Raw genomic sequence first — 16,910 nt, forward strand, 5'->3', positions numbered from 1 at the left:
GGCGCCAACCCTGGCATGACATAGACTTGCCGGTTAGGAGCGCCGGGAAGCCTGGTCGGCAGCTTGTCGTCGACCCGAAAGGCTTCCGTTTTATGCCGAGAACGATCCAGGATCGCCTTTTCGCCCGTGGCAGCTGGGCCGAGACCCGGCGCATCGGCGACATCCTCCGGACTGAGACCGCAGGTGGTGTGCTCCTGCTGGTCGCGGCGATCGTGGCCCTGGCTTGGGCCAACTCGCCCTGGGCCGGCGGCTACCGATCGGTGTCGTCCGTCGAAATCGGCCCTGCGGCATGGCATCTGGACCTGACGCTCGCCGAATGGGCGGCCGACGGACTGCTCGCGATCTTCTTCTTCGTCGCCGGCCTGGAGCTCAAACGCGAGTTCGTCGCCGGGGACCTGCGCGATCCACGGCGCGCGACGCTGCCCGTCGCGGCCGCCGTCGGCGGGGTCGCGGTGCCGGCCGGCGTCTACGTCCTCGTCAACGGACTCAGCTCCACCGGCGCGCCGATCGGCTGGGCGATACCCACGGCGACCGATATCGCGTTCGCGCTCGCCGTCCTGGGCCTGCTCAGCACCCACCTACCCGCCGCGCTGCGCACCTTCCTGCTGACCCTGGCCGTGGTCGACGACCTGCTCGCGATCACCATCATCGCCATCTTCTTCACCAGCTCCCTGGCCTGGGCGCCGCTTCTCCTCGCCCTGGTGCCGCTGGCCGGCTTCGCGCTGCTCGTGCAGAAGCGCATCCGGTCCTGGTGGCTGCTGCTCCCGCTGGCGGCCGCGACATGGATCCTGGTGCACGCGTCGGGCATCCACGCCACGGTCGCCGGCGTCCTGCTGGCCTTCGCGGTCCCGGTCGTCCGTCGCGCGGCCGGCCCCGGCCCAGGCCTGGCCGAGCACTTCGAGCACCGCTGGCGCCCGCTGTCCGCCGGCGTCGCCGTGCCCCTGTTCGCCTTCTTCGCCGCCGGTGTCTCCCTGACCGGCGCGGGTGGGGTCACCAGCGCACTGCGCGACCCCGTCACCATCGGGATCGTCCTGGGCCTCGTCGTGGGCAAGACGATCGGCATCACGGGCGCCACGTGGCTGGTCCAGCGGTTTACCCGGGCCCAGCTCGCCGAAGGGCTGTCGTGGTGGGACGTCATAGGGCTCGCCCTGCTCGGGGGTGTGGGGTTCACCGTCTCGCTGCTGATCAGCGACCTCGCGTTCGGCGCTGGAACCGCCCGCGACGACCACGCCAAGCTCGGCATCCTGCTCGGCTCCGTGCTGGCCGCCGCGTTCGCGGCGATGGTCCTGCGCACCCGCAACCGTCACTACCGCGATCTGTGTGCGCAAGAAGAACGCGACCTGGACGCCGACGGCGTGCCCGACGTCTACGAGACCGGGACCGGGCGGCACACACAAGGTTGAACGGGTTGCGACAGCTCGGGCCGTTCCGCCCGCGGCGCACCGCTACAGGTAGCCGGAGCCGGCACACCCGCTCGACCGTATCGAAACGGGCACGGACCCTAGCGGTGCGCGGGCGGATGCGGTGACATGGAGGGTGACCCCTTCTCCGGAACGGCACTATGTCCACTGACGAGAACCGACCTATGTCGATCATCCCGGCGACACTCGGCGGCTGCGTCGCGGTCGCCCTCGCCGCGCTCGCGGCCCGCGTCGCCGTCCCGGGCACCGGCGAACGAGTGGTGATCGTGGCTGTCGCCGTAGGCGCTCTTTCGGCGTTGCTGCGCGACACCCGTTCCTGCCTGGCAATCGCCGCCGCCGGCTCGATGGCCGTGCTCGTCGTCGCGGGCGTCGCCTACCTCTTCGCCGTCGCCGTCGCTGTTCTCCTCGGGCGGGGACAGCGCTGGGTCCGCTCGCCCGAGGCCCTCGCCCTCTTCCGGTCGACGCCGCCCGACGCGAGGCTTCCGTAACCCACCCATCTCGGCCTGTCCGAGCATGCGCCGTTCGCATGCGGCCGTTCCGCCAGCCGGGCCGCCGCGGTGTCTCCGCCCGGTCCGTGCGGCTAGCGTCGCCGGCCGTCGGAGCGGACCTCGGGCTCGTCCGGCGGTGGTTCGAAGGCGATGGGTGCCGGGAAGCCCGGGTACATGTATCCCGGACTCCGTAGTAGCCGTAAAGGCTCTCGAAGTAGGGCCGCTGGTCAACCAGGTCGGGGTCGTAGACAGGCGCTCCGGCGATCTCGTTGCCCGCCCCGGCCAGGTGCACCTCGTCGTCGGTGATCCGCGCCACCGCGTCGACCGGCACGAACGACGGCGTCGCGCCGAAGCCCAGGGTGCCGCCGTGCTCGACGCGGAGGAAGCGGACCTCGCGCGCGTCGGCGTCGATCAGGAGGTCCTCGACCTTGCCGACCTTCTCTCCGTCGTGGTCACGAACGGTGCGGCCGCGTACGGGGGGGTCGTGGAGGGCGCGGATCGATGGCCCTGTGGCCGGCAGTTCGTCAGCGGTGGCGTCGGTGGCCCGCCTGCCGGCCCACCACTGTGCGGTGCGACGCAGCCCGGTGCGTTCCCGCTGCGCAGCCCTGATCTGGACCCGCCGCCCGTGGCGCGCGCGATCGTGTCGAAATCGGCCGTGCGTGAAGCATAAGTCTGTGAGGCTTACCTGACACCACCACTTGAGGCAGGACCGCGATGACTGGATCATCCGAGATCCCACCGGTCGCCGACGGCGACCCCGTAGCCGCAGACCACATGCCAGCAGCCTTGACCGCTAGCCCTTTCGTATTCGAGGACGGCGCGACACAGACGTTCACCGCCGACGGCCGCACGACTTACGTCGAGAATGGCAGGCCGACCGAAGGCGAGTGGTCGGTGCTGGAGAACGGCAGGTTCTCGTCATTCTGGCCGCCCGCCTACCGTGCCAGTTACACCCTCCGTTGGATCGTCGAGGGCGACAGGCCTGTGGGGCTCAGCTTCACCGAGGAGAGGCAGGGTCGCCGTTTCGACGGGCGTTACATGTAGGCCGTGGCGGCCCGGGATCCCTGTGGAGCCACATCACCAGACGAATGGCTGAGCGTCTCATTCGCCAGCACGCTCACTGCTGCCCGTCGGCTGCCTCATCGGCGCACAGGTCTCACGGACCCCGCTGACCGATCACATCAGGACAGCCCGTGATACGGGGCGGCTTAGCCGGCGGCCTGCCATGAATCGTGCCGCGTAAAGCCCCTGGACTGATAGGACTGGAACAAGGGCATCGTCTCACCGGACTTCCGACGTCGACGAGGAGCCGGTACACGGCTTGGAGTTGATGCCACCGACGAACTGGGCTTCTGGGAGACGGCCGGCTACCACGGATACGGTGACCCATGGCGCGAACAGCGGTACCAAGGCGACTAGACGGCGGCCGTCTGGCGTGGCGGGTGGCCACGCTGGTCGAGCGCCGAATGGAGACCCCCACGGCGGCCACGCTGGTCTTCGACGTGCCGGACCGGCCAGGTGTCCCCGTATCTGCTGGAGGGCATGAGTGTCGGCGACCCGATCGAGATCCGTGGCCCCATCGGCGGCTGGTTCGTCTGGCGTGACGCGGACACCGAGCCCGTGGTGCTCATCGGCGGCGGTTCAGGGCTCGTGCCGCTGATGGCGATGGTCCGGGCCCGCGCCGCCGCCAACAGCCCCGTCCCGTTCCGCCTGATCTACTCGGTGCGCACGCCGGCAGAGGTGCTCTACGCCGACGAACTGCGGTCGAGAATGAACGACGACACGGGACTCGACATCGCGTACGCGTACACACGGGAGGCCCCGCCGGATTGGTCCGGCGAGGTGGGCCGGCTCAACCCCGGCGCGGTCGCCAACCACGGGTGGCCCCAGGACGTGATGCCGACCTCGTTCATCTGCGGCCCGACCGGATTCGTCGAGGCCGTCGCCAACATCCTCGTCGCACAAGGCCACGAACCTGACAAGGTCAAGACCGAACGGTTCGGGCCGAGCGGATCCTAGGAGAGGCCATGACCGACCTCTACACCGACGGCAACGCCCTCGCCGGCCCGCTCACGGAGATCTTCGCGGCCGATATGTCGATGGCAGAGCGCGTCTGCGCTCACTGCGGGGACCGCGGCGTGGTCGCGAGGCTGCACGTCTACGACCACGCGCCAGGCGTCGTCGCCAGGTGCCCGACCTGCCAGGGCGTCAACATCCGGCTCGTCCGCGCGAACGACCGCGCCTGGCTTGACCTCCGTGGCGTGGTCTCGCTCGAAATCCCTCTCTCGGCAACCGACGTGTAACGGCCGTCGCCAGGGCTCAACCGATGATGTCGGTGTAGTCCGCAGTGGTCAGCGGGCCTTCCGATAGTGAACCGTCACCGCGGGGAACGCCGCGTCGCTGCCCGTCGCGGGTGAACACCACACCGCTGACGTCTGTTCGGCCGACCAACGTGCAGACGATCTGCCCGTAGGCGACCGCTTCGTCGCTGCGGCCGGCGCCGATACCCTCGGCGGTCAGGTTCACGGTCACGACCTCGCTGCCGGGCGTACGCGACACCGAAGGGGTGCCGGTCAAAGCGGTCGTGATGCTCTGCTCGCGTTCGTCGTCCGTCGGCCCCGACAAAAGATGGTCGAACTGTTCGACGAGGGTCGGCGGCTCAGGTATCCGCCGTGTGACAGCGACGAGCCGTCCATCGCGGATGAAGTACAGGCGCTCGACCACGTCGGTGTCGCCGGGTGGTGCCGCAGTGGCAACCGCGAACGACGGGAACGGGCCATGGGGTGCCTCGATCCGGCGCGGGGCCTCCTCGGCGGGCACACCGCACCCGCTTACCAGCGCGACCACGACAGCGACGGCGACCGCTGGCCGCCTCACCGCAGGCACCCGGCAAGCTCGACCCGGAAACGGGCGCCCCCGCCCGGGCGGTCCAGGATGACCACGCGGCCCTCGTGCGCGGCGGCGTGCTGGGCCACCAGGGCGAGCCCCAGCCCCGTGCCTTCGCTGTCGCCCCGTGCCGCCGCCGCACGCCCGCGAACGAACCGGCCGAAGACGACCTCCCGGTCCGCCGGGTGCACCCCCGGTCCTTCGTCGTCAACCTCCAGATAGCAGGTGTCCTGCTGCGCTCCGAGGCGGACGGCGACCGGCCCGCCGCCGTGCTGGACAGCGTTGTCGAGCAGGTTGCCCAGCATCTGTCGGAAGCGACCGCGGTCGACAAGCCAGCTCTCGGCGCTGTCCTCGGCCATCATCACGATCCGATCGGGCAGGTGACGCGAACGGCAGACATGGCGGGCGAGTTCCGCGACAGCCACCTGTTCCCGGTGAGCGGGCTCGTCGCTGCGCGCCAGCTCCAGCAGGTCGTTGACCAACGCCTGGAACCGCTGGATCTCGGCAGCCACAAGATCGGCGGCGGTCGCGGTCCGCCGGTCGAGGGCGTCCCGGCGCCGGGTCAGCACGCTGGCCGACGCGGCGAGCGTCTGCAGCGGTGACCGCAGCTCGTGGGCCACGTCGGCGGCGAACCGGCGATCACGTTCAAGTCGGTCCGACAGCTTGGTCACCATGTCGTTGAACGACCTGGTCAGGCCGGCCAAATCGGGATCTGAGGCCGCATCGAGTCGCGCGGTCAGGTCGCCTCCAGCGATAACGCGAGCTGCCAGAGCCACCTGCCCCAATGGCCGCAGCACGCGCCGCGTGGCGTACCAGCCGACACCGGCACCGGCGGCGGTGGTGACGAGCGCCACGGCGAGCAGAACCCCGCCCAGGGTGCGGACCGTTCGGTCCAGTTCGGCCAACGAGTCGACCTGGTAGAACGCCGTGCCTTCGGCCAGCGGAACTCCGACGACCAGAGCCGGGCCGTCGATGGCCTGTATTCGTTGCACGGCCGGACTTCCGTGTTCGACGAGCTGACGCAGAGCAGGTGGGATCGAGTCGGTGACGCCGCTGTCGGCGCCGCGGGCATACCAGCGGTCATCGCGGCGCAACACCGGGCGGCGCGCGGCCCCCGTGTCGAGGGAACGCAGGACCTCCAGCACGTCGGGCTGGTCGCCACTGATGCCGCCGTTGACGATTGTCGCGTTGAAGTAGGCGGCCCGAACGGCGGTGCGCTCGCGTTCCTCGAGCAACGACGTGCGTGTCAGCTCGTACGACGCGAACGCCAGGCAGATCGACAGCACCAGCGCGCCGGCGGCGTAGCCGGTGGTCATCCGGGCCCGCAAGCCCCGCGGCCGCCTCACCGGACCAGCTTGTAGCCCAGGCCTCGGACCGTCACGAGATGGCGCGGAGCGCTGGAGTCGTCCTCGATTTTGGTCCGTAGCCGACCGACGTGCACGTCCACGACCCTGTCGTCGCCCACGTCGTATCCCCACACCCGGGTGAGCAGCTGTGCACGCGAGAGCACCCGGCCAGCGTGCTCGGCCAGTTCGCACAGAAGCCGGAACTCGGTGCGGGTCACCGCGACCTGCGTACCCCGCAGCAGCACCTCCCCGGCCTCCGGCCGGACCTCCAGGTCACCGAAGGACAGCGAGGGGACGTCATCGGGGGGCGCGGCCCCTCGTACCCGGCGCTGCAGTGCCCGCAGCCGCGCGGTCAGTTCCTCGATGGCGACGGGCTTGACGACGTAGTCGTCGGCCCCGGCCTCCAGAGCCGCGACGATGTCGGATTTGTCGTCCCGTGCGCTCACCACGACGATCGGGACGTCGTCGTCACGCTCGCGCAACTGCCCGATGCACTCGAAGCCGTCGACACCGGGCAGCATGAGGTCGACGATCACCGCGTCGGCCGGGGTGCGGCGGTGCAGCAACAGCCCTTCTTCGGCGGTGCCGACGCCGTGGACCGTGTATCCCTCGTCCTCGAGCGCAAGGACCAGCGACAGGCGGATTCGGTTGTCGTCCTCGATCACCAGTACGGCCGTCACCATCGCATCATGCCGGCCCATAGGTGTTCCTCGCATCCGTGGGCCGCGGTGACGGTCATTGTCACCGAACTGACACACGGCCGCGGAAGCCCTGCCACGCTCGTCCGTCACGCTGGCGGGCGCGGGCCGAAGCGGGAGAGGAGCTGCGGGTGGAGGCGACGACGCGAGCGAGGACCTGCACCGTCTCCGTGGTCCAGGTTGCGATCACCGACGACCTCGACGCTGCTACCGTCCCCGCTCTCACTGCGACGTTCCGTGACATTCTCGCGTTGCGGCCTCGGCGGGTCGTCGTCGATCTCGCGGCCTGCGAGACCATCGACGCCGCCGCCATCGAGATGCTGCTCGACGTGCACCGGGCCCTGTGGCGCCACGACGCGCGACTTTCGCTGCGATCAGCCAGCCCACGGCTGCGTCGTCTGCTGACCCTCGCCCGCGCGGCACAGGTGCTCGACATCAGCTCCGACGATGACAGGACGAGGTGACATGACCGCCGTGCCGAGCCCAACCGGACAGACCATCGACGTCATCTGCGACAGCTGCGGCGTCGTCGTTACCGCAACGAACACCTGCGTACATGACGAGGAGCTCGTCCGGACGGTGCTGATCGAGATTGGCTGGGCGGGCTCGCCGTTCGCCGCCGGTCGGCACACCTGCGTGCCCTGTGCCACGCGGGCCAGCAGCCGGCGACCCGCGGAAGGGAAGACCGTCGGGGAGTCGCCGTCGCGGGCGAGCTACAGCTTGCGCGAAGAGGCCGGAATCGTGGTGGTTGCCGCCCGGGGCGATATCGAGCTGGGGAGCGCTGAGGAGCTTCGCATGCTGCTGACGATGGCAATCGGCGCAGGCCAGCCCGTAGTACTCGATCTTGACGGCGTCAACCTCGTCGACGCGGCCGCGCTTGGTGTCATGGTGCGAGCCCGGCAGACCGCCAAACAACTAGAGGTTCCGCTGTGCCTCGCCGCTCCCTCGCGCTTCCTGCTGACGGTCTTGCACACGATGCGGCTTCGACGGGCGTTTCCGATCTTCGCCAGCCGCGCCGCCGCCGTCGGGGCTCTGGCCCGAACCGCGCCACCCGAGGCAACCGGTAGCGCCGGGCTCGTCGCGGGAGAACTCGTCATGAGACCGTCATGATGTCGCGCGGTTCCCGCCATGTACTCGCACGAGACTATCCGGGTCCAGCGCGAAGTGTGATCGGGCGACGAGGTCTGTCCGCACACCTGCGCGCCGGACGAGCGGGACTGTCCTGTCCGGACACCAGCGGTTCGCTCCGCCGGGCAGGACGGTCCCCGCGAGGCCACGGCACAGCCCGAAGGCCCGCATCGGCCACCGAACGGACTGTGGAGATCGCAACTTTGCTCACCGTGACAGACAAGGCCCTCGCCGCCATCTGCGTGCTGCTGACCCAGCGGGACGTGCCCGACGGCGCCGGCCTACGGATACGGGCCGAGTCGGACGGTGAGCACGGCCTGCGTCTCACCATCGCCGACCGGCCGTCGGCCGGCGATGCGGTGGTCGAGCGGGCAGGAGCGCGCATCTTCCTCGACGCGGGAGCCGTTGCCGCCCTCCGCGGAGCCGCACTGGACGCCTCACCAGACGAGGCCGGCGGTCTCCGCTTCTCCGTTGCCAGCCGGTCCAACTGATCGCCGCACCGTAGCCGAAAGGGTGCTCGCTCTGATGTTCGACACGGGATTCCCCGACGACGGCTCGTGGCGTCGGGCACCGCGACGTGACCACAGGTTGGACGACCTGGAGCTGGCGAATGCCGTAGTCAACCGGCTAACGGCCGATCCCGAGCTCGCTGGGGCCGAGATCGAGGTCGCCGTCCAGAACCGTGTCGTGCTGCTCGGCGGCATCGCGCCGACCACGGCCACTCGACTGCACGCGGGGGACTCCGCTTGGCGGGTACCCGGTGTCTTCGACGTCTGCAACCTGATCCAGGTGCCCGCCTGACGCGGGCCACAGGTTCCGCGCCTACGGGCGAGGACCCATCGCTGTTGGTTCCGCGGGCGACATTCGCATAATGTTGACGGAGGTGTGCCGGGAAGGCTGGTCGGCGACGTCGTCGTCGACCCCTCCGGAGGACACCGTGGGCAACCCCATGCGCGCTGGCCCGCGCCAGCTCTTCGGGCGAGGCAGCTGGTCTGAAGCCAGTCGAATCGGCGACATTCTTCGCACCGAGACGGTTGGTGGGGTGCTGCTCCTCGCCGCCGCTGTGGCGGCCTTGACCTGGGCGAACTCACCATGGGGCGGCGCGTATCGGTCGCTGTCCGACCTCACGGTCGGGCCGGCGGCACTCCACCTGGACCTCAGCCTGGCCACCTGGGCCGCCGACGGACTGCTGGCTGTGTTCTTCTTCGTGGCGGGCCTGGAGCTCAAGCGGGAGTTCGTCGCCGGTGACCTGCGCGATCCCGTGCGGGCGGCGCTACCGGTCGCCGCCGCCGTGGGCGGGATGGCGATTCCGGCCTTGGTGTACGTCGCGGTGAACGCGACCGCCGGCGGTGATGGGTTGGCGGGGTGGGCGGTGCCGACCGCCACCGACATCGCGTTCGCCTTGGCCGTGCTCGGCGTGATCAGCACGCACCTGCCGGCCGCGCTGCGGACCTTCCTGCTCACCCTGGCCGTGGTCGACGACCTGCTCGCGATCACGATCATCGCGGTCTTCTACACCAGCGCCCTCAACATCCTGGCCTTGCTGTCGGCGTTGCTGCCGTTGGCCGTCTTCGCCGTCCTGGTGCAGCGCCGGGTGCGGTCGTGGTGGCTGCTGCTGCCCCTGGCCGCCCTTACCTGGATCCTGGTCCACGAGTCCGGCGTGCACGCCACGGTGGCCGGGGTGCTGCTGGCATTCGCCGTGCCCGTCAAACGCCGATCGACGGGACCCGGGCCGGGTCTAGCGGAGCATTTCGAGCACCGGTGGCGGCCCGTCTCGGCGGCATTCGCTGTGCCGGTGTTCGCTTTCTTCGCGGCAGGGGTGTCCGTCGCCTCCGCCGGCGGCCTGGGCACCGCGCTCACGAGCAGCGTGGCGATCGGCATCATGGCGGGCCTGGTGGTCGGCAAGACCGTCGGCGTCATGGGAGCGACCTGGCTGGTGCAGCGCTTCACCCGTGCGCGGCTCGCTGAGGGCCTTAGCTGGTGGGACGTGCTCGGGCTGGCGCTGTTGGCCGGGGTCGGGTTCACCGTCTCGCTGCTCATCGGTGAGCTGGCCTTCGGCGCCGGGTCCGAGCGCGACGGTCAGGCTCGTATCGCCATCCTGGTCGGGTCCGTTCTGGCGGCGGCTCTGGCCGCTGTCGTACTCCGGCTGCGCAACCGGCACTATCGCCGGATCTGCGCTGAGGAAGAAGCCGACGAGGACGCCGACGGCGTGCCGGACGTCTACGAAGAGGCCCGGTAGGCGATGGTGCTGCTGGCTTTCGCGGCGGTGCTCCTGCTCGCCGTACTGGTGTCCGCGCTGGCCAAGCGGACGATCCTGTCGACCGCGGTGCTGTTTCTCGCCGCGGGGTTCATCCTTGGTCCCGGCACCACCGGCGTGGTCGACGTCCGTCCCGACTCTCCATTGGTCGCGACCCTGGCCGAGTTGGCGCTGTTCACAGTGCTGTTCACCGACGGAATGCGGGTCGGCTGGGCCGACCTGCGCTCGGCGTGGCGGCTGCCGGGCCGAGCGTTGGGGTGGGGACTGCCGCTGACGTTGGGTGTGACCGCGGTGGCCGGCCATTACCTGCTCGGTCTGGGCTGGCCGGAAGCGCTGCTGCTCGGGGCGATCCTGGCCCCGACGGACCCGGTGTTCGCGTCAGCCCTGGTCGGCAACGACAAGGTCCCCGCACGCCTGCGGCACCTGCTCAACGTCGAGTCGGGTGTCAACGACGGCTTGGCGCTGCCGTTCGTGATCGTGTTTCTGGCGGTGGCCAGTGGATCCGGCGACCTGCACCTCGGCGAGCTGGCGGTCGAGGTGTCGCTGGGGCTGGCCATCGGCGTGCTGGTGCCGGTGGCGGCGATCCTGCTGGAGCGTTCGCGGTTCTTCGCGGCGTCGCCCGCGTACGAGCCGCTCAACGGCCTGGCCATCGGTCTGCTGGTGCTGGCGCTGGGACAGGTCACCCACGCCAACCTGTTCCTGGCCGCGTTCGCGGCCGGGATCACCGTCGCCACGTTCGGGCCGCGACAACGGGCGGCCTTCGAGCACTTCGGCGAGAACCTCGCGGAGTTGTTCAAGCTGGCCGCACTGCTGGTGTTCGGCGCGCTGATCTCCGTCGAGTTCCTGGCGGACATCTCGTGGACGGGATGGCTGTTCGCCGTGTTCGCGATATTCGTCGCGCGGCCGCTGGCGTTGTGGCTGTCGTTCCTGCGCTCCGGCCTCGGCATGCGCGAGCAGGCCGCCGCTATGTGGTTCGGACCCAAAGGCTTCGCGTCGGTGGTCTACGGGTTGCTGGTGCTCGAGTCCGGTATCACGGCCGCGGACGAGATCTTTCACCTGGTCGCGTTGACGATCGTCATGTCGATCGTCTTGCACTCCTCGACCGACGTCGTCGTAGCCCGGACCTTCGACACACAGGCCGAGACACCTGCCTGGCACGGAACCGTCCGCCGCGCCGTGCGGTCACGTGACCGTGCGGGCGACTCCCGGCGTGACGCGGCCATGGGCGATTGACGTCACCGTAATCGTGTCGCCGGTGCTTATCGGAACTCACTGATTCGGCCAGGCCTGACGATGTCAGTGGCCTCTTGCGGACCCTTTGTGGCGTCTTTGTGGACGTTCAACGCGCGGTGCTTGCTGAAGTGGGCATCGCCCAGCGATCGATGATCTCCGCCCGGTTGTAGTGCTCGTGAGAGTCGCGGAGCGTGTTGTAGTCCCTCGACCGGCCCGAGCAGAGGGAAATCCGCTGGCAATCGCTGTTTCGAGGGGTCCTGCAGATTTATTGAAGCGCTACGTCGCACCTTCGCCGGCTCGTCCTGGTCGATCTTCGACATCGTGACCGGCAGTGCCGTCAGGTCAGGCTTCCGATACGGCGGCTGCGACGACATCCCCGCACCGGGCGACTACGACGCCGACGGCGTCAACGACCTGGCCCTGTACCGGCAGGACTGTGTCAACGGCTCCACCTGGAACGCGTACAGCATCGCCGGCAACCGACACCTGATCGCCAACCACCGCTGGGGCGGGTGCGGCGACATCCCCGCCACCGCCTGACAGCTCGGGAAAGGAACTGGGCAACGCACCGAGCGGCCACTGAGGCCGGACGCAATGGGTTGCTCAGTTCCTTTGGCCGTCCGTTGCGGCATGCGTCAGGGAATGAGCAATGCCTTTCCGAGGACCGACCGCGCCTCCATGGCGCGGTGAGCTTCGGCTGCCGAGGAAAGTGGATACCGCTCTGCGATTACCGGACTTAACCGTCCCGCCGCCGCCTCGCTAAAGGCCCGCTCTGCGAGCCGCACCAAATCCGGCGGCTCGAACTGAACGTCCGCGATACCGCGAACGGCAACGCCGCGGGCGCGGGCGCTCTGCTGATCGATCGTGGCGAAGCCGCCACTCGCCGCGCCGTGGGACGACACTCGTCCACCGTTACCCACCAGGTGGAAGGCGTCCGTGCCGTGAGCACCCCCGACGCCGTCCAGCAGCACGTCGACCGGGAGGCCGCCGAGCGCGTCGCGTGCCGCGTCGGTCCAGCCGTCCTCGGTGTAGTCGACGACAGCGTCGGCCCCGACCCGCCGCACCAGCGAGAGCTTGTCACTACCACGGGCCGCGCCCACCACCTGCGCGCCGAGGCGGTGCGCGAGCTGGACCAGCAGCGTTCCCATGCCACCTGCCGCTCCAAGGATCAGCACCCGGTCGCCCGGCTTGACGCCGACGCCGTCGATGATGCCAGTAGCGGTGACCCCGTCGTGCGCGAGAGCCGCAGCGGCCTGCGGGTCCAAGCCATCGGGGATCGGAACCAACCGGTCGACGCCGGTACGGACCAGCTCGGCGTACGACCCGCGCGTACCAGGACCGGCAACGACCCGTCGACCGAGCCAGGAAGGGGAGACGCCCGGGCCGGTGGAGACCACCGTCCCCGCCGCCGCGCCGCCGGGTACGTACGGCGGAGTGACGCCGAACATCTCGCCCCAACCACCCCGGATCTGGGTTTCGACATAAATGGTGTCGATCGCCTCCGCCCGCACGACGACCTCGCCGGATTCCGGGTGTGGATCGGGCAGCTCCACCGGCACCAGCACCTCTGGCCCACCGTACTCAGAAACCTGAATCGCCCGCATGTGTCTTCCCCCGAATTGCCTGGCCACAGTGCCGAACCGCCGCTGACGCTAGGACTTCAACTCCGGTTGAAGTCAAGGGGAAGGTGAGATGACGTGGCGAGTTGTCGTCATATATCGCCGGGAATCTTGCCGGTACGCACGACCGCGACCAACCTGACCGCATCGCAGTGTGGGAACGGCCCGCACAGCGGGTCGGGTCGGGGAGGGCTGCGTGGTGGGTGCGGTGTGGGGAAAGCGGTGGCTGCCCACGGCAGCGGCGCTTCTGGTCGTCGTCACGGCGACGGCGGTGGTCACGCGTGAGGCCGCGGCGGCTGAGCCGGCGGGTGCGGTGTGCGTCACTCGGGCGGCCACGGAACGCGCGGCGCTCGCCGCCGCGGCCGCCTGCCGTCAGCCCGTGGCCGTGGACGGGTCGCGGACCGAGTACACCCAGGTGCTGGCCCAGCCCGACGGCCGGCTGACGTTCGAGTCGGCGGTGGTCCCGCAGCGTTCCCGCCGCGCCGACGGCTCGTGGGCCGACGTCGACCTGCGCCTGCGGGCCGGCGCCGACGGGCGGCTGCGGCCGGTCGCGTCGGTCGCGGATGTGGCGTTCTCGGCCGGTGGACAGGGCCCGTTGGTGTCGTTGACCCGCGGCGGCCGTTCACTGGCGCTGTCCTGGCCCGGTCGGTTGCCCGCGCCACGGGTCGCCGGCGACTCCGCCACCTACCCCGATGTGCTCCCGGATGTCGATCTGGTCGTGCGGGCCACGCACACGGGCTTCACGCACGTGCTGGTGGTCAAGACGGCCGCGGCCGCGGCGGACCGTCGACTGCGCAAGCTGGCGTTCGACGTCGGTGGGGACGCGCGGCTCGAGCGGCACGCCGACGGCTCGCTGCGCGCCGTCGCAGGCAAGGCGGTGGTGGCGCAGGCGGAGCCGGCGATCATGTGGGACTCGTCGGTGCCCGTCACGGCGATGGCGGAGCAGGGACTCGCGCGGTCCACGGCCGCCGCGGCGGGCGACGGCGCGCGCACGGCGGCGGTGGCGACTCGGGTGACCGGCGACGGCGACCTGGAGCTCGTGCCGGACGCGATGATGCTCGACCGCCCCGACGCCGCGTACCCCCTGTTCATCGACCCGTCCTGGTCGGTGGCCCGGTCGAAGTGGGCGTACGCGACGAGCAACGGCTGCACCAACACCGACTACTCGGTGGCCCGGGTGGGGTTGAGCCCTGACGGTCCGTGCGACGGGGTGCGGTTCCGGTCGTTCTTCGAGTTCCCGACGACGGCGTTGCAGGGCAAGCACATCGAGTCCGCGTACGTCCAGATGAAGCTCCAGCACTCCTGGTCCTGCGGCAACACCTGGGCGCACATGTACTTCTCCTCCGCGATCACCGCCACGATGAAGGCGTCCTGGTCGGCGATGAAACTGGCGACCTGGCTGGACTCGGCCGAGGGGCACGCCAACAAGGCGGGCGGTTGCTCGGACTCGCCACAGCCCGACATGATCATGAACTTCGAACGGGACACCGTGACCGCCCAGGTGCAGACCGCGGCGACGAAGAGCTGGAGCACCCTCACCGTAGGCTTCTGCGCCTGCAACGAACTGGGGGAGTGGGAGTCAGCGCAGGACCGCTGGAAGAAGTTCTACCCCGCCCAGGCAAAGCTGGTCGTCGACTACGACTCCAAGCCCGGCCAGCCCAACGGCCTGCGGGTCGCCGGCGTCGCCTGTCCGGCCTCCGGCGTGCTGACCACCGGAACGCTGACACCGACGTTCTCGGCGGTCTATCCCGACGCCGACACGGGCCAGACGCTCACCGGCACCTACGAGTGGATCGAAGTGCCGGCCGGCGGCATCGGCTCGGTCACCGACACCTATCCGGGACGCCTGTCACCACCTGCCAAGGCACCCGCGACGGCGAACGCGCGAGCCACCACGGCGGCGGTGACCGTCGCCAGGAACAAGACCTACGCCTACCGGGTCAGCGCGGTCGATCCGACGCCGTACGAACAGTGGAGCGGCTGGTCGCCGTGGTGCCAGTTCACCGTGGACACCGCGGTGCCTCCGGCCCCGACGATCACCCCCGGCGCGGTTCCGTGGCCCGGCCTGCCCGTCACCTTCACGTTGAGCACGACGACCACCGACGTGGTGAAGTTCCGCTACGGCTGGTCGAGTCCGCCGACCACCGAGGTCGCCGCGACCGGCACCACCACGAGGACGGCCACGGTCACGCTGACCGTGCCACGGTACGGGCAGAACATCCTCTGGGTGCGGGGCGTCGACGCCGTCGGCAACCTGGGCAACATCGCGACCCGGGAGATCGTCGTCAACCGGCCGACTCCGCCGGTCGCCCGGTGGGGTCTGGAGACCTACCCGGGTCAGACGCAGGCCCAGGCGCTCGAGGACAAGCAGCCGTCCCTCAGCTACGACACGCCGTTGACCGCGACCGGAGTGACCTGGGCCGACGGCATCCGCCTCATGGGCGGGCAGACCACGCGGTTCAACGGCACCAGCGCGAAGGCCGTCACGTCCGGACCGGCGGTCAACACGGCCGGATCGTTCAGTGTGGCCGCCTGGGTCCGGGTGGACTCGTACTCGGGATGCGGAAACCTGACGGTGGCCTCGGCCGACGGCACCATCGGCAGCGCGCTCGCCCTCGAGTACGACTGCTGGGCGGACCGCTGGCGGATGCGGGTGCCGGACCGTGACGGCGGGACCTTCGTCGAGGCCCATTCGACCGCGCCGACGGCCATTCGCCGCTGGACGCACGTCGCCGGCTCCTGGGACGAGGTCGACAAGAAGATCAGCCTCTACGTGGACGGAGTACTCGTCTCCTCGGTCACGCCGCCCGCCACCTGGCTGGCCGCCCGCGGTGACGGCTACATCGCCAACGGCGTCTTCGCGGTTGGCCGGGGTCGCAACTTCGGTGCCGAGGAGTCCTTCTTCAAGGGCGAGATCGCCGATCTGCAGGTCTTCGACCGGGTGCTGGTCGCCCAGGACTTCACCGGGCAGCTCGCGAGCGACCCGACCTCCGGGGGCGTCGACGCGCAAGGCATCCTGGCCCCGATCCAGGTCGGCCGGTGGGACTTCGAGCTCGCGCGGCCCTGCTACGTCCAGGACCTGGCCGACACGTGCGACGCCGGCGACGGCACACAGTTCGGCCGGTGGCTCGCGTTGACCCGCGGTGCTGCGATCGGCGCCGGAAACACCGGCAACGCGCTGCGCCTCGACGGTTGGTACTTCCCCGACGAGAACCCGGCGCCGTGGCAGGCGACCCAGGAATACGGTCGGTCGGCGGCCAAGACCGGGCTGACACCGCCGGACGGCGCGGGCAACCAGTACACGACCTGGCAGGACAGGCCGGTGCTGCGCACCGACGAGTCGTTCACCATGTCAGCCTGGGTCAACGTCGACGATCTCGGCGGAAGCCGCACGGCCGTCGCGCAGCGCGGCGCGCACGAGAGCGGCGCCTGGCTCAAGTACCTGCCCACGACCGGCAAATGGCAGTTCTGCGTCACCGACGAGGACGTCACCGGATCGCCCGGGGTCAGCGTCTCGTCGACGACGGCGGCCGACGCGGGCGTCTGGACCCACGTCGTGGGTGTGTACGACGGCAGCCGCAAGCAGATCCGGATCTACGTCAACGGTGCGCTCGAAGGCACCCAGGGCGTGGGCTTCACCCCGATGGCGGCCGCCGGTCCGCTGCTGGTCGGCCGCACCCTGTGGCGCGACCAGCTCACCGACCAATGGATCGGTGCCATCGACGGCGTCGCCACCTTCCAAGGCGCGATGACCGACGCCCAGGTCCGCGCCCTCTACACCGCATAGCCCGGAGGCAAAGGTGTTCTACGAAGCGAGAACGGCGGCGCGGACGT

At 70.0% G+C, this 16,910-nt stretch carries 17 protein-coding genes and 2 pseudogenes; 14 read left to right on the forward strand and 5 right to left on the reverse strand.

Annotation, left to right across the window (positions count from 1 at the left end; all coding sequences use genetic code 11):
* Nucleotides 1–92: 92 nt before the first annotated feature.
* Nucleotides 93–1,403, forward strand: coding sequence for a Na+/H+ antiporter NhaA (nhaA, locus tag AB0J88_RS20735; protein ID WP_364353450.1), 1,311 nt, complete (start codon nt 93–95; stop codon nt 1,401–1,403).
* A 189-nt stretch (nt 1,404–1,592) separates the two neighbouring features.
* On the opposite strand, the gene AB0J88_RS20740 is transcribed toward nhaA (AB0J88_RS20735), so the two are convergent.
* Nucleotides 1,593–2,324, reverse strand: a complete 732-nt coding sequence (locus tag AB0J88_RS20740; protein WP_364353908.1) for a hypothetical protein — start codon at nt 2,322–2,324, stop codon at nt 1,593–1,595.
* Here AB0J88_RS20740 and AB0J88_RS20745 point away from each other — a divergent pair.
* The 5 genes and pseudogenes from AB0J88_RS20745 to AB0J88_RS20765 all read left to right on the forward strand — a co-directional run bounded on the left by AB0J88_RS20745 (nt 2,277) and on the right by AB0J88_RS20765 (nt 4,212).
* On the forward strand, nt 2,277–2,579 hold the full coding sequence (locus AB0J88_RS20745; protein ID WP_364353935.1) for a hypothetical protein: 303 nt from the start codon (nt 2,277–2,279) through the stop codon (nt 2,577–2,579). The two genes, AB0J88_RS20740 and AB0J88_RS20745, sit on opposite strands and share 48 nt — an antisense overlap.
* A gap of 44 nt (nt 2,580–2,623) precedes the next feature.
* The gene (locus AB0J88_RS20750; protein WP_364353453.1) at nt 2,624–2,953 is read left to right on the forward strand and encodes a hypothetical protein; all 330 of its coding nucleotides are present in this window, start codon (nt 2,624–2,626) and stop codon (nt 2,951–2,953) included.
* A gap of 267 nt (nt 2,954–3,220) precedes the next feature.
* A pseudogene (locus tag AB0J88_RS20755) lies at nt 3,221–3,328 on the forward strand (sulfite oxidase-like oxidoreductase); the annotation flags it as partial.
* Nucleotides 3,298–3,928, forward strand: a pseudogene (locus tag AB0J88_RS20760) (oxidoreductase). The pseudogenes AB0J88_RS20755 and AB0J88_RS20760, both read left to right, overlap by 31 nt.
* 8 nt (nt 3,929–3,936) lie before the next feature.
* On the forward strand, nt 3,937–4,212 hold the full coding sequence (locus AB0J88_RS20765; RefSeq protein ID WP_364353456.1) for a DUF6510 family protein: 276 nt from the start codon (nt 3,937–3,939) through the stop codon (nt 4,210–4,212).
* 16 nt (nt 4,213–4,228) lie between these two features.
* Here the strand turns inward: AB0J88_RS20765 and AB0J88_RS20770 are convergent, their stop codons facing one another.
* The 3 genes from AB0J88_RS20770 to AB0J88_RS20780 are packed head-to-tail and all read right to left on the reverse strand — an operon-like array spanning nt 4,229 to nt 6,821.
* Nucleotides 4,229–4,786, reverse strand: coding sequence for a GerMN domain-containing protein (locus tag AB0J88_RS20770; RefSeq protein WP_364353459.1), 558 nt, complete (start codon nt 4,784–4,786; stop codon nt 4,229–4,231).
* Complete coding sequence (locus AB0J88_RS20775) at nt 4,783–6,111, reverse strand: HAMP domain-containing sensor histidine kinase (protein WP_364353911.1); 1,329 nt, start codon at nt 6,109–6,111, stop codon at nt 4,783–4,785. The genes AB0J88_RS20770 and AB0J88_RS20775 overlap by 4 nt, the downstream gene beginning before the upstream one ends.
* 26 nt (nt 6,112–6,137) lie before the next feature.
* Nucleotides 6,138–6,821, reverse strand: coding sequence for a response regulator transcription factor (locus AB0J88_RS20780; RefSeq protein WP_364353462.1), 684 nt, complete (start codon nt 6,819–6,821; stop codon nt 6,138–6,140).
* Nucleotides 6,822–6,970: 149 nt separating this feature from the next.
* On the opposite strand from AB0J88_RS20780, the gene AB0J88_RS20785 reads away from it, so the two are divergent.
* The 7 genes from AB0J88_RS20785 to AB0J88_RS20815 all read left to right on the forward strand — a co-directional run bounded on the left by AB0J88_RS20785 (nt 6,971) and on the right by AB0J88_RS20815 (nt 11,997).
* Nucleotides 6,971–7,303 carry an STAS domain-containing protein gene (locus tag AB0J88_RS20785; RefSeq protein ID WP_364353465.1) on the forward strand — a complete coding sequence of 111 codons (333 nt, stop codon included), beginning with the start codon at nt 6,971–6,973 and terminating at the stop codon, nt 7,301–7,303.
* A gap of 1 nt (nt 7,304) precedes the next feature.
* Nucleotides 7,305–7,949, forward strand: coding sequence for an STAS domain-containing protein (locus AB0J88_RS20790; protein ID WP_364353468.1), 645 nt, complete (start codon nt 7,305–7,307; stop codon nt 7,947–7,949).
* Nucleotides 7,950–8,179: 230 nt separating this feature from the next.
* The gene (locus tag AB0J88_RS20795) at nt 8,180–8,458 is read left to right on the forward strand and encodes a hypothetical protein (protein ID WP_364353471.1); all 279 of its coding nucleotides are present in this window, start codon (nt 8,180–8,182) and stop codon (nt 8,456–8,458) included.
* Between the two features lie 34 nt (nt 8,459–8,492).
* Nucleotides 8,493–8,768: a BON domain-containing protein gene (locus AB0J88_RS20800; protein WP_364353474.1), complete on the forward strand. Its 276-nt coding sequence runs from the start codon at nt 8,493–8,495 to the stop codon at nt 8,766–8,768.
* Between the two features lie 148 nt (nt 8,769–8,916).
* Nucleotides 8,917–10,206: a Na+/H+ antiporter NhaA gene (nhaA, locus tag AB0J88_RS20805; RefSeq protein ID WP_364353914.1), complete on the forward strand. Its 1,290-nt coding sequence runs from the start codon at nt 8,917–8,919 to the stop codon at nt 10,204–10,206.
* 3 nt (nt 10,207–10,209) lie between these two features.
* Nucleotides 10,210–11,457: a cation:proton antiporter gene (locus tag AB0J88_RS20810; protein ID WP_364353477.1), complete on the forward strand. Its 1,248-nt coding sequence runs from the start codon at nt 10,210–10,212 to the stop codon at nt 11,455–11,457.
* Between the two features lie 321 nt (nt 11,458–11,778).
* A complete protein-coding gene (locus tag AB0J88_RS20815) occupies nt 11,779–11,997 on the forward strand; it encodes a hypothetical protein (protein WP_364353480.1) in 219 nt (72 codons plus the stop codon).
* A 95-nt stretch (nt 11,998–12,092) separates the two neighbouring features.
* Here AB0J88_RS20815 and AB0J88_RS20820 read toward each other — a convergent pair whose 3' ends face one another.
* A complete protein-coding gene (locus AB0J88_RS20820; protein WP_364353483.1) occupies nt 12,093–13,061 on the reverse strand; it encodes a zinc-binding dehydrogenase in 969 nt (322 codons plus the stop codon).
* Nucleotides 13,062–13,272: 211 nt separating this feature from the next.
* Between AB0J88_RS20820 and AB0J88_RS20825 the strand changes: the two genes are divergently transcribed.
* Nucleotides 13,273–16,863: a LamG domain-containing protein gene (locus tag AB0J88_RS20825; protein ID WP_364353486.1), complete on the forward strand. Its 3,591-nt coding sequence runs from the start codon at nt 13,273–13,275 to the stop codon at nt 16,861–16,863.
* Nucleotides 16,864–16,910 lie beyond the last annotated feature (47 nt).

Origin of the sequence: Asanoa sp. NPDC049475 (genome assembly GCF_040676915.1) — a bacterium.
Taxonomy (GTDB): domain Bacteria; phylum Actinomycetota; class Actinomycetes; order Mycobacteriales; family Micromonosporaceae; genus Asanoa.

Coding starts and splice junctions, on each gene's coding strand:
- nhaA (WP_364353450.1), top strand. CDS start 93: ATGCCGAGAACGATCCAGGATCGCCTTTTCGCCCGTGGCAGCTGGGCC.
- AB0J88_RS20750 (WP_364353453.1), top strand. CDS start 2,624: ATGACTGGATCATCCGAGATCCCACCGGTCGCCGACGGCGACCCCGTA.
- AB0J88_RS20765 (WP_364353456.1), top strand. CDS start 3,937: ATGACCGACCTCTACACCGACGGCAACGCCCTCGCCGGCCCGCTCACG.
- AB0J88_RS20775 (WP_364353911.1), bottom strand. CDS start 6,111: ATGACCACCGGCTACGCCGCCGGCGCGCTGGTGCTGTCGATCTGCCTG.
- AB0J88_RS20790 (WP_364353468.1), top strand. CDS start 7,305: ATGACCGCCGTGCCGAGCCCAACCGGACAGACCATCGACGTCATCTGC.
- AB0J88_RS20800 (WP_364353474.1), top strand. CDS start 8,493: ATGTTCGACACGGGATTCCCCGACGACGGCTCGTGGCGTCGGGCACCG.
- nhaA (WP_364353914.1), top strand. CDS start 8,917: ATGCGCGCTGGCCCGCGCCAGCTCTTCGGGCGAGGCAGCTGGTCTGAA.
- AB0J88_RS20810 (WP_364353477.1), top strand. CDS start 10,210: ATGGTGCTGCTGGCTTTCGCGGCGGTGCTCCTGCTCGCCGTACTGGTG.
- AB0J88_RS20820 (WP_364353483.1), bottom strand. CDS start 13,061: ATGCGGGCGATTCAGGTTTCTGAGTACGGTGGGCCAGAGGTGCTGGTG.